The following is a 14,507-nucleotide window of genomic DNA, read 5'->3' on the forward strand; positions in this document are numbered from 1 at the left end:
GGCCCGCCTTCCTCCGATGCCGCAATGGCATCAGATACAAAAATGTATCATAGCGCCACAATAGCACAATCCCCAATTGTTAAACTCCACTCTGCCGTTAGATATTATGCCGCTACTATACAGATTCTACATTCACAATATTTTTTCAAACTCTCAAATCTACATTTACTACAAACAAAACTTCAATTAATTCATCTTTCTTAAACAATTTAATTACAAATACGATTTCGTTAATTTTTTTTACACACCCTTACAACCATCTTCAACCAATTACATTCTTTACAAGCCATATTCTTCGCTCTAATCTTATTGCATAATCAGCCGATAAGTTAGTTGAATACCGATTCCTGTTGGTTGAACGCTCAATAAAATAATAATTTTGTTCATAGCATAGAGGTACAATCCTGTGCCGATCTTTCGGCGCCAATCTCAGGGGGGCAAGGACTTATGCGTTCTATCAAGCAAAAAATTGCGCTGGCTGCGGGTCTTGGGCTGATTGCCACGGCTGCCATACTGATGGCTTTCGGGCTGTACTCCACCAGCAACACCAAGGAGTTTGTTTCCAACCGCGTTTCGCAACTTCTGGAAAAAAGCGCCATTTCATCACTTGAATCTCTGGTTTCTGACAGGGCCTCCGTTGTGGAAACTGCCCTTCAGGACAACATTGACACCGCCCGCACAACAGGAAAGATTTTCGAGGTGTTGCGCGCCAATCTCGGCAGCGAGCACCTGCGCGATCTTTTTGTTAAAATTCTACGCGCCAACCTTGATAACAACCCCACATATCTGGGTTCATATTCCGCATGGGAGCCAAACGCCCTTGACGGCATGGATGCCCTGTACGCCAATACAGAAGCCCACGATGCTTCGGGCCGATTTATTACGTACTGGAACCGCGATGAAACAGGCAAGATCAGCCGACAGGCTCTGGTGGAGTACGAAAGCGATGCCAAGCACGCCAACGGCGTACGCAAGGGCGGCTGGTACCTTGGCCCCAGGGAAACCGGCAAGGAAAGCGTGCTTGACCCCTTCCCCTACATTGTGCAGGGCAAAACAGAGTGGCTGACCACAATCTCCGTGCCCGTCAAGGAAAACAACAAGTTCCTTGGCGTTTCCGGCACAGACCTGCGCCTCACCTTCTTGCAGAAGATGGCAGAAGATGTTGATGCCAAAATCTACGGCGGCAAGGGCGATGTATTCATTATCAGCTATGACGGTCTGGTAGTTGCCAACAGCGGCGACGCCTCAATGGTCGGCAAAGCATTGAGCAACGGCTTGCCCAATGCGGACAAGGTCATGCCCAACGTGCGTGAAGGCAAGGCCTATGCCGGGTTAAGCGTGGACGGCAAATCCATTGTGGCATACGCCCCGGTGAAACTTGGCCGCTCTGGCAAATTCTGGTCCGTACTTGTCAGGTTGCCCAGAGATGTTGTGCTGGCTGATGCCGATGCCCTTGAGGCGCAACTCAACGAGCGCGCCAAGAACGATGCCTTGAATCAGATCATGGTGGGCGCAGGCGTGGCCCTGCTGGGCATAATCTGCCTGTGGTTCTTTGCGGGCTCGCTTACGCGGCCGCTCATCAGGGCCAAGGACTACGCCGAAGGCGTGGCCGCAGGTGATTTCAGCCGAGAACTGGTGGTGAACCAGCAGGATGAAATCGGCGTACTGGCCAACTCTCTGCGCACAATGGTCGCCAATCTGCAAGCAATGATCGCGGAGGCGCACGCCAAGGGCGAGGAAGCTCAAAAAGCAATGAAAGAAGCGCAGGCCGCCATGGAGGAGGCCCACGCCGCCAAGGCCCAGGCCGAACGTGCCAAGGCCGAGGGCATGCTGCACGCTGCCGGGCAGCTTGAAGGCGTGGTGGAAATCGTCACTGCGGCCTCGCAGCAGCTTTCATCCCAGATTGAGCAATCGAGCCGCGGCGCGGACGAGCAGTCTGGACGGGTGCGCGAAACCGCCACAGCCATGGAAGAAATGAACGCCACCGTGCTTGAAGTGGCCCGCAACGCGCAGCAGGCAGCGGATGCCTCCACCCAGACCAAGCAAAAGGCCCTTGAGGGCTCCAATATTGTCAGCGATGCGGTCAAGGGCATTGAAACTGTTCGGGATCAGTCGCTGGCCATCAAGGAAGACATGAACGCCCTTGGCAAGCAGGCCGAAGGCATTGGCCAGATCATGAACGTGATCGCCGACATTGCCGACCAGACCAACCTGCTGGCCCTTAACGCCGCCATTGAGGCCGCCCGCGCTGGCGATGCCGGACGCGGATTTGCGGTTGTGGCCGATGAAGTGCGCAAACTGGCGGAAAAGACCATGGCCGCCACGCAGGAAGTGGGACAGGCCATCCGCGACATTCAGGAAGGCACCCGCAAAAACATTGCCAACGTGGACAAGGCTGCCGTAACCATCGAAAGCGCTACAGACCTTTCCGTACGTTCCGGCGAAGCCTTGAGCCAGATATTCAACCTCGTTGAACAGGTTAACGACCAGGTGCAGTCGATTGCTACTGCAAGCGAGCAGCAATCTGCAGCAAGTGAAGAAATCAACAAGTCTGTTGAACAGGTTTCTGCAATTTCTGCTGAAACAGCGCAGGCAATGGAACAGGCATCAAGCGCCGTGTCTGAACTTGCGCAACAGTCAAAAGTACTGCAAAACCTCATTCACGAAATGAAAACACAGAAATAATCAATGTAATACATAATGGCTTGCCCGGCCCTTCCTCTCGCTGAGGCTGGGCAAGCCATTGACACACCTTCACTTTCACTGCATTAAACTAGGAGAGAATTTTCCAATCAGCGATGCTGCATTTTTTGAAATAATATTTTGAAACTGCTGGCAAGCCTGACAGACATGCAACTCCAACGGCCCAGGAATTCTATGCGCGGCTTTATTGCTGGAATTTTGCTTTTTATGGCGATCGCATCCATTACGACCGCCGCAGTTCCTTCCCGCGCTCTGGCAGCCGACAGCCAAAACCCGATCATTGTTTCCCTTCCCCGTGAAAACGAGCCTTATTCCTTTGTATCCATGTTTGGTGAGCCATCTGGCCTGCTTGTGGATATCTGGCGACTGTGGGGCGAGAAGGTCGGGCGAGATATCAAATTTCGCATGGGGGAATGGCCTGACTTGCTGACCGATGTCCGCTCCGGTCAATCGCAAATCCATGGCGGACTTTTTCGCTCCGCCACCCGCTCCCTGCTGCTGGATTTCGGCCCAGCGCTCTTTCCCTCGCGCGGCGTGATCATTATGGCTTCGGGCGCCAACGCCGATATGGACAGCACTCCGGCGCCGGTTATCGCCACCCTCAAGGGCACCATCCTTGAAACGCACCTGCGCACCCGCTACCCCACACTGCGTCTTTTGTCGCTGGCATCCTTCAAGGACATGATCATGGCTGTGGGCGGCGGCCTGGCTCAAGGCGTTGCCGGGCCACTCTTGCCGCTTATCAGTGCCATCGACCGCCTGGGACTCAACGAAAAATTTTCCACCGAGCCTTTCCCCCTGCTGGAAGACACACTCCGGCCCGGCGTGCGCAAAGGCGATATGGACACTCTGGAACTTGTGGAACAGGGCATGGCCCAGATTCCCCGAGCGGAACTCATCGCCCTTGAGGAATACTGGGTGCGCGTACCCGCCATGCGCGAAACAAACAGGGTGCGCCGCCCCCTGAACCTCAGCACGCATGAACGCCAGTGGCTTGAAACGCATTCACGCTGGCGCGTTGGGTTTCTTAAAGACGGGGCACCCCTCGCCTTTACCAATAAACAGGGGCAGTTTGACGGCATCAGCGCTGATATTTTGCGGGCTGTCGCAGGGATTCTGGGCGTGGAAATTGTCCCCCATCCCGAAGCTTCTACCCGGAACCTGAGCACAGATCTGGCAACCCAGCAGATAGACGTGGTGCCTTTCAGCGAAAAACTCCCGCCAGTGCACGAAAATACGCACCAGCACAGCCTGTTGTTCTATCTGCCGCTGGATGTGGTTACCAGGGCCAATGCGGGTTTTTCCGTTACCAGCCCCCGTGACCTGGCAAAAAAGACCGTAGCCGTGCTGGCATACCCCGGCGTTGCAATCCAGTTGGAAAAACTCGTGCCCAACGCCATTGTGGTTCCCTTGCAGGTCATGGACGACGCCCTTAATGGGCTGCGATCAGGGCGCTACGATGCTGTGGTGGGCCTTTCTGTATCCGTCAGTTTTTTTCTGACCAATGGCGAGCGTAACGATCTCAGGCATACCCGGCTGCCCGATCTGCGCTATGCTGCGCAAATTGCCTTTCGCTCTGACTGGCCAGAACTCCCCAGAATTTTTGAAAAAGCCTACGAGAGCATCCCCTACACCAACCTGCTGGAAATGGCCCAACGCTGGGGCAGCCTGCGGCTTGAAAAGGACATAGACTGGGAACGCATCAAACAGGTGGGCGGCGTGGTTGCCCTGCTTGTTGGCAGTTTTTTGTGTGTAATACTGATTGCCAACCACAGACTTGCGCGCGAAAGCCAGGCCACCCAGATTGCCTTAAGCACCCTGCGCCAACGGGAGAGGCAGCTTAAAACGGTTATGGACAACCAGCCAAGCATGGTCATGCTGATTGACACGGCTGGCAGATATATACTGGTCAACCGCCAGTTTGAGCGCTTTATAGGCCGTCCGGCAGAGGACATGATCGGCAAACAGAACGAAGACAACCTGCCCCCGGAAATTGCCGCTACCGCAACACTTGCTGATGCAGAAGTTCTGAAAACCGGGGAGCCGCTTACCAGTGAAGAATCCTACCGCAATGCCAGCGGCGACCTGCGGGATCTTGACACCTGCAAGGTTCCGCTCAAGGACGACAACGGCAACATCTTTGGCATTGTCATTACAGCCACAGACATTACTGAGCGACGCAAGGCCGAGCGGCAGGCCCTGCGCACGCAGACAGAGATGGCCCAGATATTCAACGCTGCGGGCAGCGCCATGCGCGTGCTGGACACCAATCACATTGTCTTGCAGGCCAATGACGCTTTTCTGAAGCTGCACGGATTCTGCCGTGAGGAAGTGATCGGCGTCCGCTGTTCCGACTACACGCAAAATTCCGAAAAATGCGCCACCTGCGCGGTTACACGAGTGCTGAACGGCGCTCCCAAAGCTGCGGAAACCACTATGCGCCGCCGCAAGAACGGCGATGAGATTTACTGCGATGTTGTGGCTACGCCCTTTCTTTCGCCCGAAGGAGAACTGCTGGGGGCCATTGAAGACTGCCGCGACGTTACAGAGCTTGTAAAAAGCCAGCGGGCCATGCAACAGGCTGCCCTGGCTGCGGAAGAAGCCAACCGCGCCAAGAGCGAATTTCTGGCGAACATGAGCCACGAAATCCGCACCCCCATGAACGCCGTTATCGGCATGGCCTATCTCGCCCTGCAAACCAAGCTCACGGGCAAGCAGCACAGCTACCTCTCCAGCATCAAGGATTCCGCCAAATCACTGCTGCGCATCATCAATGATATTCTGGATTTTTCAAAGATTGAAGCGGGCCGCATGGATATTGAGAATGTGGGCTTTGAGCTGGACGAAGTGCTGCAAGGGCTGGCAAGCCTCGATATTGTCAAACTGGCTGAAAGCAAGGTCGAACTGCTGATTGACGTGGAGCCGGACGTTCCCTTCACCCTCATGGGCGATCCTCTGCGGCTGGGGCAGGTGCTTATCAACCTTGTGGGCAACGCCATCAAGTTTACTGATCAGGGCGAGGTTTGCGTGCGGGTGCAGCGGTGTGGTGCCGTGGGCAACAAAATAACCCTGCTTTTCAGCATCCGCGACACTGGCGTCGGCATGTCGGAAGAGCAGAAACAAAAGCTGTTCCACGCATTCTCGCAGGCCGATATGTCCACAACACGGAGGTTCGGCGGCACAGGTCTGGGGCTTTCCATTTCCAAAAGGCTTGTGGAAATGATGGGTGGCACTATCACGGTCGAAAGCACGCCCGATCAGGGCAGCACATTTCTATTTACCGCATCCTTTGACCTGCCCCCGGCTGGGCATGCCACACTGCCGGAGGTGCAGGAACTCTCTGGCCTGCGCGCCCTTGTGGTCAACAGCGACAGCGCCCAGAGGGAGAAACTGGGGCAAACCCTCGCAGGCCTTGGGCTGCAATACGGCGAGGCAGCAGACTGCACACAGGGTGCGCGCGTTGCCGCAAAAGCCGCCAAGGCAGGCATGGCCTACGAGGTAGCGCTGATTGATTGCAAGCAGTCTGAAAAAATCAATCTGAAAGCCGCAGCGCGGATTAAAAAATTGCAGAACATGCCCGTCATTATCCTGACCGGGATTCACAATCTGGGCAAACTCAATACGCAGGCAACCGCCCTGGGCATCAATCATGTTCTCTGCAAACCTGTTTGCAGAACAACGCTGCTGCGCGCCATTCAGGAGGCCACGCGCCGCAACCAGCCGGCAGAAGACAACCTGCTGGCCGGCAACGAGCTGCCGAGGTTTATAGAGGGGCTGGAAGGCCAGCGTGTGCTTTTGGCTGAAGATAATGAAATCAACCAGATTGTCGCCAAGGAGCTGCTGGAAGGCATGGGCCTTGTGGTGGATATCGCCGATAATGGACGCATTGCCGTGGATATGATCTACAAGGGTGCGTACGCGGCTGTTTTCATGGACATACAGATGCCCGAAATGGACGGATTTGAGGCAACACGCATGGTACGCGCCACACCAGGGTTCCGCCATTTGCCCATCATTGCCCTCACAGCTCACGGCATGGTGGGCGACAGGGAAAAATGCCTCAAGGCGGGCATGAACGACCACATTTCCAAGCCCATCGACCCCACGGCTCTGACAGAAGTTGCCATGCGCTGGTGCCGCAAATCCGGTGGGGACAGACTACAGCAAACAATCGATTTGTAGGAACCGCCTCCTCGCCCTTCGCACTGTTCCCTCTGTACTGTTGAAGCGCTACTTTTGCCGCGCTGCCCCGATGCCTCAGGCCCCGGCGCTGGCGCTGTTTGCGTGCCCGGGCCGTATGAGCAGCCATGTGCCTGTGAGCGCGGTAAAGGGCGCAACCGTCACAAGCCCGATGCTGCCCACCAATGTGTTCATTATTTCAGCGGAAACAAAGGGCAGGTTGAGGGCGTTTTCCAGCGGGATGCCCTGCGCCATGAACAGCATCAAGGTGGCTATGTAGCCGCCGGAATAGGCCAGCAGCAGGGTTGTGGTCATGGTGCCCACAACGGCGCGGCCCACACGCAGGCCCGAGGCCAGCGCCGCACGGCGCGAAATGCCCGGATTCTGCGCCGCCAGCTCGGCCATGCTGGCAGCCACATCCATGGCAAGATCCATCAGCGCGCCAGAAGAAGCCATGAATATGCTGGCAAGAAAGATGCGCGTCATGTTCAGATGCGGATAGCCGGAATAGAGCACGGTTTCCGCATAGGGGCGCACGGCCCCGTGCAACTGGAACGGCCCTGCAAAAGCCAGCGCAAGCGCACAGGTGGTGCCAATGCCCAGCAGGGAGCCGAGCCATGCAGCCAGCCCGCGCCGGTTCATGCCGCCCACAAGCAGGATGGTTGCGGCTGTTATGGCAGTGGTGACACCCAGCCCCAGCAGTATGGGATCTACATCGCGCAGCAGGGCCGGAACCAGCGCCTTCCAGATCATCAGGGCAGAAAACACAAAGGAGAGCAAAGCCTTGAGGCCTGTGGCCCCGGCAAAGGCCAGCAGCAACAGGGCAAATATGCCAAAGGCCACGGCTTGCGTCTGCAGCCGGTAGTGATCCTGCGCCACGGCATCGGCCACCTTGCCATCACGCAGGGTAAGCACCATCAGGGCTGTGTCGCCGGGGGCGAATACTTTATCCAGCTCCATCTTGCCCACCAGATCGTTGCCCGCCTGCCATGTCTGCCCTGCATAGGGGCCATCGATGGCGCGCATGGTCACATATTGCGTACCCATGCGCACAATGCCGTACTGGTGCACCCGCTCGTTGTCCACGCTCAGCACCGTTGCACGGCAGCGCACCGCATTATCCGGCAGGCGGTTTTCAAAACCAGTGGGCAGCAGATACAGCGCAAGACAGGCCAGCCCTAACACCACGCACAGCAGGGCATCGCGCCGGGTGGAGCGCAAGGGCATATGCCCTGCGGCGGCCCCAATCGGCATCGGGGCCAACGATTGAGCCTGTATTTGCGGATGCGCCTGATCTGCCCCGGTTACATCCGCCGTGTTGCCCGAAAATTCGTTTTCTTCACTCTGCTGCGCCATGATGACTCCTGTGCTGCACTCGCGCCTTTGCCCTTTTAACGCCATAACAAACAGGCCGGACAGCAGGCATATAGCCCCGCCGCCCGGCCTGCAACACTACGCCAGTCTTGTGCCAAGGCTTCGTTAGTTAGCGGCTGTCGCCAGGCTGACTGCCGGGCTTACAACGGTATTTACGGCAGGGCTGACTGCGGCGGAGGATTTTTTCATCCCCATGATTTCGGCCATGCGGGCAAAGATGTCTGTATTGTCGTAAAACCCGCCAAAGCGCTCAGCGCCCACGCCCCCGGCAGAGGTCAGCACCGGAACGCCCGTGTGGGAATACGTTGTCCACGCGATGCCCGACTTCTGGTTGAGCAGATGGGTAAGGGTAACAGTGAACGGCTCATACTCGCCGTAGAGCAGGTAATCCTGATCCGAAAGATTCTTGCGGTCGCCGCCCTTCATGCTGCGCTCAAAGGCCGCGCGCAGTTCGTCCTCCTCGTAGGGTTTCAGCACCATGCCTGCGGCGTCGCCATCCTTGGGCAGGGCGGCGGCTTCCGCATCAGAAAGCACCACAAGGCCAAAGTTTTCCTTCACCAGCGGCAGCACGTCTTCCAGCTTTGCCTGCGGATTGGCCTTGCGGAAGGCGTTGAATTTTTCGTCAAAGGCCACGTAGGATATCTTCTGGTTTTTCAGGCGGGTGTGGTACGAATCGTACTTGGTGCCCGCAAAACCGATGGACATGCCGCCGGTTTCGTGGTCGCCCGTAACAATGACCAGGGTGTCATCCGGGTGGTTGCGCATGAACTGCATGGCCTCGGCCACGGCGGCGTCAAACGCCAGCACATCGGTAATGGAGCTTACGGCGTCGTTGGCATGGCAGGCCCAGTCAACCTTGCCGCCTTCGATCATCATGAAAAAGCCTTTGGGATTATCCAGCAGTTCAAAGCCCTTGCGCGACATCTCGGCCAGCGAAACATCGTCCTTGGCGGCATCCATGGCGTAGGTCATGGCTGATTCGTCCTGGAGGCGCGGATTGACGAACACCACGCGCTCCTTGCCGGGCTTGAGCGAGCGAAAATCCTGCGCGCTGTTCACATAGTGGAACCCATTGGCGCGGATGGCGTCCAGCACGTTGCGCTTGTCGCCTTCCATCTTGGATTTTTTGCCCGCAGGATCAAGAAAGCCGCCGCCAGCAAAATAATCCATGCGGCTCGCGGCCAGTTCAAGGCCAATTTCGTAATAATTTTTACGGCTGGGCTGATGCGCGTAAAAAGAACCGGGCGTGGCGTGGTCGAGCGACACGGTGGACACGATGCCCACCTTCATGCCCTTGTCGCGCGCCATTTCGGCAATGGAAACCACGGGCACGTTCTTGCCGTCCACGCCAAGGCCGCGATTGGTGGTCTTGACGCCACAGGCCATGGCGGTTCCGGCGGCAGCGGAATCCGTAATGAGCGAATCAATGGAATACGTGGTGGTTGCGCCCTGCACGGGCAACTGGCTCATGTTGAGCTTGACGATGCCGGGGGTGGTGTCGCCCTTCTGCGCAGCCAGATACAACTCCGCCGCGTTGCGCTGGGCCATGCCCATGCCGTCGCCTATGAGCAGAATGACGTACTTGGCCTGCCCTGCGTGGGCAACCCCCATAAAGCCGAACAGCATGACGCAAAGAACAAAAGCCGCGCGAGCAGCATTGTGCCAACGAAACTGGGCCATGACCCGAACCTCCTGCATGAATGCGATGGTGGAAAGCCCCCGAAAATCGGCCAGCCTTCCCCAAAACCATACAAGGCTGCCTGCGGGCTCTGCAATGGGCTAACGCTCGCCCATGCGGGTGACGCCTGCGTTACGGGCAGACGCATGTTGCGTGACGGGCGCGGTACAACCTGTTACCGCAGCTTTGACAAGCAAGGCAACGCAAAAACGGCCTGCCCGCAACTGCGGACAGGCCGTTCACATAAGGCGTTGCCACCCAGTTAATAGGGCAAACCAAGGCCTGTTGCGGTGTGGATGGTATCCTTGAAAAAGACAATACGGCTGAGCAGCACGGCGCAGAGCACCAGCAGGCCAAGCGCGCAGGCGCGTTGCCGCGCAGCGTACGTCAGCCCAAAGGCCGCGCCCAGCAGCGCCAGCCCGCCCCAGAACAGGGGGGAAGCCAGCCATGCATGGGCCGTGGCCTGCATAATCGTACCGCCGGAGGCCCACACGCAGGGCACAATCAGCAGCACCGCCATGAGCATGCCCAGAAACACCCGCAGCACCCCAACCCGGTTTTGCGCAAAGGCCGCGCCCAGTGAAAGGCTGGTGAGGGCAAAGAGCAACATGGGTACGCCGTTGCTGATGGCAGGCATGGAAATGACGGCATAGGTCATGCCCTGCATGATGATGCCCGCAAGCCCCGCCACGGCAGTAAGCGCGCACAGCAGGCGCGAAGGCTTGAAGCAGCAAAGGCAGGCCAGCGCGGCGAACAGGCCGAATACCAGCCCTTCCCTGCTGAGCCAGGAGCCGCCCATGTTGGTGAGCGCCGTTGCGGCGCGCCAGGGCTGGGCCAGATGCAGCATGGAAGCCGCTAGCCCAAGCAGGGCGGCACCGGCCACAACGTACCATTCCTTACCGCCAAAAGGGCCAACCCCTGCGGCCTGTCCGGGGGCCGTGCTTACAGCCTTGTCAGCCGGGCGCAGCATTCCAAAAGCCGCAAATACGGCCATGCCCACGGCAAGCTGGGTAAGCACCGTAAAGAAGACAAGAGGGAATTCGTAATGCATGGTTTTACCCCCTGACCTGACGCGGCATCCTGGGCAGGATAAACCGGGTGGAAGGATTAAGGCGCGGCATGGCGGGATAGCCAGCCGGATTCTGCACGGCGTTGGTGTCGTCAAACTGCTCCAGATCCACAAGCTCCAGCGCGCCAGTGGGGCAACCCTGCACGCAGGCGGGCAACAGTCCGGCATCCAGGCGCTCATGGCACATGCTGCATTTTTCCGCGTGCTTTTCTGCCTTGTTGAAACGCGGCGCGCCGTAAGGGCAGGAGCGGATGCAGTTGGTGCAGCCGATGCAGGTTTCCTTGTGGTGCACGACCACGCCGTCAGGCCGCTTTTCGTACGAAGACGTTGGGCAGGCATCCATACAGGCGGGATGCTCGCAATGGTTGCACGCCAGCGAGAGAAAGGCCCTGTCGTGGTGCGGATAAATGGCCTCGTCCAGCGGATACACCTGCCGCCAGACCATATCCGGCTCCAGCTGGTTGAAGTTTTTGCAGGCCATGGCGCAAGAGCGGCAGCCAATGCACTTATCCATATCCATCAAGAACGCGCGTCTTTTACTCATGCCAAGCCTCCGTTCACCGCAACCACGTCTGCAAACTGATCGTGAATGGCAACACCCGGCGAACCGGTTTTCATGGCCCCCATGTCTGACGGGCAATCGTCCACAACATTCTGCACGTTAAAGTCGAGCTTGCGGAACCATGCCTCGTACATGACCAGACAATCCGCGGCAACGTTGGTGCTGAGCCGCGCCCGCAGCCGCACCTCGCCAATGCCGTTGAATACCTTGACCATGCCCATATCCCTGATGCCGCGCTCCTGCGCCGCCTTGGGGTGGATGTAGACATACGGCTCGGGATAGAAGTTTTCCATCCAGTCCAGATTGATAAACTGGGAATGCAGGCCAAACTGCACATGCGGGGTCAGCAGCCGGAACGGCCCGGAGGCCTTGCGCCCTTCCACAAATTCTGGCAGGGCCTTGAAGCCGTTCTTGGCGCAGAGGTCGGACTTGAACTCGTACTTGCCCGAGGGAGTTTTGAAGGTACGCTCCGGCCATGCGGCAGAGGATTTGCGTTTGGCCTTGACCGGCCCCTGGCGCAGCGCCTCCCAGCCCGGGATGCCAAACAGGTCGTAAATGCCCTTGTTGCATTCCTTTGCCATCCATTCCTTGCCGTCCACTTCCTGCGGAAAGGTGCACGACCCGGCTTCCTTGCGGTTCATGGCGCGGGAGAGGGCCGCCGCGATTTCGATGTTCGAGCGCGCCTCGTGCATGGGCTTGATGGCCTGCTCGTTGAGCGAAAGCCAGTAGTGCCAGTAAGATACGTTGATCGTCCATTCCTCAAAAAGCGTTGTCACCGGCAACACGATGTCGGAATGGCGCACGGTTTCCGTAAAGAACTGCTCAACGGAGACAACCATATCCAGCTTTTTGAAAGCCCGTTCCAGCTTGTTGCGATCAAAATCCTGCGCAAAGGGATTTTTGCAGGATATCCAGAGCATTTTCAGCTCGGGATCCTTGGCATCCAGAATTTCCTGGGCAATCCTGTTGATGTTCAGCGAGCGGTCGGTATAGGCGGCCTTTTCCCCGCCGCCAAAGTCAAACTCGCCCTTGGGGCCGCCGCCGCCCACAAAACCCTTGGAGCCTACGGGGCGCTGCTGCGTCATGGCGTGGTAGTTGAAACCCCAGGTTTGCAAATGCCCGTAGCGTGCGCCGCCGCCCTCAACGCCCACGTTGCCTGTCATGGCCACAAAGGCATCCACGGCGCGCACCATGGCCCCGCCGTTGGTGTGGCGCTGCATACCGTAGCCAATCCACACTGTCGCGGGGTGGGCCGAAGCAAATTCTTCCGTCACCGCGCGGATTTCATGGGCGGGTACGCCAGAAACCTGCGCCGCCCACTCCACGGTGACGTTGGCCCGCAGGTAGGCCGCAAATTCGTCAAAACCCACGGCCCGGTTTTTGACAAAATCCTGATCCACAAGTCCGGCATCCAGCAGATGGCGGGCCATGCCGAGCGCAAGGGCCCCATCGCCGCCAGCGCGCACCTGCCAGTACACATCGCCCTTGGCCGCAGTCTGGGTAAAGATGGGGTCAATAACCACCACCTTGGCGCCCTTCTGCCGGGCCTCGTAGATGTACTTCATGGAGTGCATGGAACACCACGCCGGGTTTGCGCCCCACACGATGATATACTTGGCCTTGACCATATCTTCCGGGTCGTTGCACCACATGTCGCCAAAATCATAGTTCTGGGCGTCAATGCCCGCAGGCCAGCAGGGCGTGCCCACAAAGCGGCTGGTGTAGCCGAGGGAAGACATCATGCCTTCCACGCCGTAGTTGGTGATGCCGAAGTTGCCGGAATACTTGGTAAGGCCCAGCCCCAGCAGGTTGCCGTCCTTTTTCTTCAACTCCAGAATCTTGTCTGAAATCCGGTCCATGGCCTCGTCCCAGCTGATTCTGCGCCAGTTGCCCGAGCCGCGGCCCTCCTGAATCATGGGATACTTGATGCGGTCAGGGCTGTAGACCCGCCGGGGGTAGGAATAGCCCTTTACGCACAAGGCCCCCTGAGTGAAAGAGGATTCCGGCGCGCCCTCCACAAACTGCACGATGCCGTCCTTGACGTAGGTCTTAATGCTGCATGTATCGTAGCAGTTGCGGGGGCAGGCGTTGCGAAACACCTGATAGGCCGAGGGGTCAAAGGGTTTTGCCTCGCTGCGCGCAGGCAGGAGCAGCGAACCGGAAACGCCGCCAAGCGCGCCCGCAGCCCCGGTCGCCAGCAATCCTTTAAGGAAGCCGCGCCGTTCTTTTGAGCAATCAGATTTATGCATACATACTCCTTTGCGTGCAATGACGCAGCCAATATTCAAGACAGCGCAGAGCCGCCTGTATTGCGGGCGTGGGCGCGTCCGTCCCTGCCCTTTCCACAAATGCGGGGAGCCACCGCGCCATGTGCTCATCCACAAGCCAGGCAAGGGCTTCGCAGGCATGGGCGCGCAAGTGCTCACCGCGCTCGGGGCGCAGCAGCAAGGTCAGCATCATCCAGACCTCCAACTCGCAGGCGATAAAGTCGTCCGGCTGGCCCTCCGGCGCGGCAAGGCCAAGGGCTTGCAGCATTTCGCGCATGTCTGCCGCGGCATTGCCCATAAGCCGAGGTTCCGCCTCCAGATACACCGAGGCGTAGGGCGGCGCGGGCACGGCCTGCGGCCCCACAAACAGCCGGTTAAAGGCGTATTCTTCCGCCTGCCAGTTTATGCTGTCGGGCAGGATTTCCACGGGCGCAAAGCGCGTGGCCGCCGCAGCCAGCGCCTCAGCATTTGTGCTGCTGAAAAAGTCGCGCAAGGCCTGAGCCAGGGTCTGCATTTCTGGTAACGATGGGGACATTCAAGCCTCCGGGCAGGATGCCTCAAGCGGGGCATCACGAGCATTTTGATACGTTATTAAAATGCCCGCTCTGTGTGTAGTGCGCCAGAGTGAATGTTTGGTGAGAGATCGGGTATACAGCTATACCCGATTAATCGGAA

At 58.0% G+C, this 14,507-nt stretch carries 8 protein-coding genes; 2 read left to right on the top strand and 6 right to left on the bottom strand.

All coding sequences use genetic code 11. The annotated features are described in order from the left end of the window. Positions 1-447 precede the first annotated feature (447 nt). Positions 448-2,685: a methyl-accepting chemotaxis protein gene (locus tag ACUZ9Q_RS13090; protein WP_449248018.1), complete on the top strand. Its 2,238-nt coding sequence runs from the start codon at positions 448-450 to the stop codon at positions 2,683-2,685. 225 nt (positions 2,686-2,910) lie between these two features. Then, on the top strand, positions 2,911-6,885 hold the full coding sequence (locus tag ACUZ9Q_RS13095) for a PAS domain-containing protein (protein WP_449248019.1): 3,975 nt from the start codon (positions 2,911-2,913) through the stop codon (positions 6,883-6,885). A 75-nt stretch (positions 6,886-6,960) separates the two neighbouring features. On the opposite strand, the gene ACUZ9Q_RS13100 is transcribed toward ACUZ9Q_RS13095, so the two are convergent. The 6 genes from ACUZ9Q_RS13100 to ACUZ9Q_RS13125 all read right to left on the bottom strand — a co-directional run bounded on the left by ACUZ9Q_RS13100 (position 6,961) and on the right by ACUZ9Q_RS13125 (position 14,367). Then, on the bottom strand, positions 6,961-8,136 hold the full coding sequence (locus ACUZ9Q_RS13100) for a YibE/F family protein (protein ID WP_449248144.1): 1,176 nt from the start codon (positions 8,134-8,136) through the stop codon (positions 6,961-6,963). Between the two features lie 225 nt (positions 8,137-8,361). Beyond that, the gene (locus ACUZ9Q_RS13105) at positions 8,362-9,936 is read right to left on the bottom strand and encodes an alkaline phosphatase (RefSeq protein WP_449248020.1); all 1,575 of its coding nucleotides are present in this window, start codon (positions 9,934-9,936) and stop codon (positions 8,362-8,364) included. Between the two features lie 260 nt (positions 9,937-10,196). Then, entirely contained in the window at positions 10,197-10,985 is a 789-nt protein-coding gene (locus tag ACUZ9Q_RS13110) for a DmsC/YnfH family molybdoenzyme membrane anchor subunit (RefSeq protein ID WP_192112666.1), read from the bottom strand. Positions 10,986-10,989: 4 nt separating this feature from the next. After that, positions 10,990-11,547 (bottom strand): 4Fe-4S dicluster domain-containing protein, encoded by a 558-nt coding sequence (locus ACUZ9Q_RS13115; RefSeq protein ID WP_022659675.1) that lies wholly within the window; start codon positions 11,545-11,547, stop codon positions 10,990-10,992. Next, positions 11,544-13,814: a molybdopterin-dependent oxidoreductase gene (locus ACUZ9Q_RS13120; protein WP_449248021.1), complete on the bottom strand. Its 2,271-nt coding sequence runs from the start codon at positions 13,812-13,814 to the stop codon at positions 11,544-11,546. Before ACUZ9Q_RS13120 ends, ACUZ9Q_RS13115 begins: the two co-directional genes overlap by 4 nt. Then, entirely contained in the window at positions 13,807-14,367 is a 561-nt protein-coding gene (locus tag ACUZ9Q_RS13125) for a TorD/DmsD family molecular chaperone (protein ID WP_449248022.1), read from the bottom strand. Before ACUZ9Q_RS13125 ends, ACUZ9Q_RS13120 begins: the two co-directional genes overlap by 8 nt. Positions 14,368-14,507: the final 140 nt, after the last annotated feature.

This window comes from Desulfovibrio desulfopostgatei (assembly GCF_053570645.1).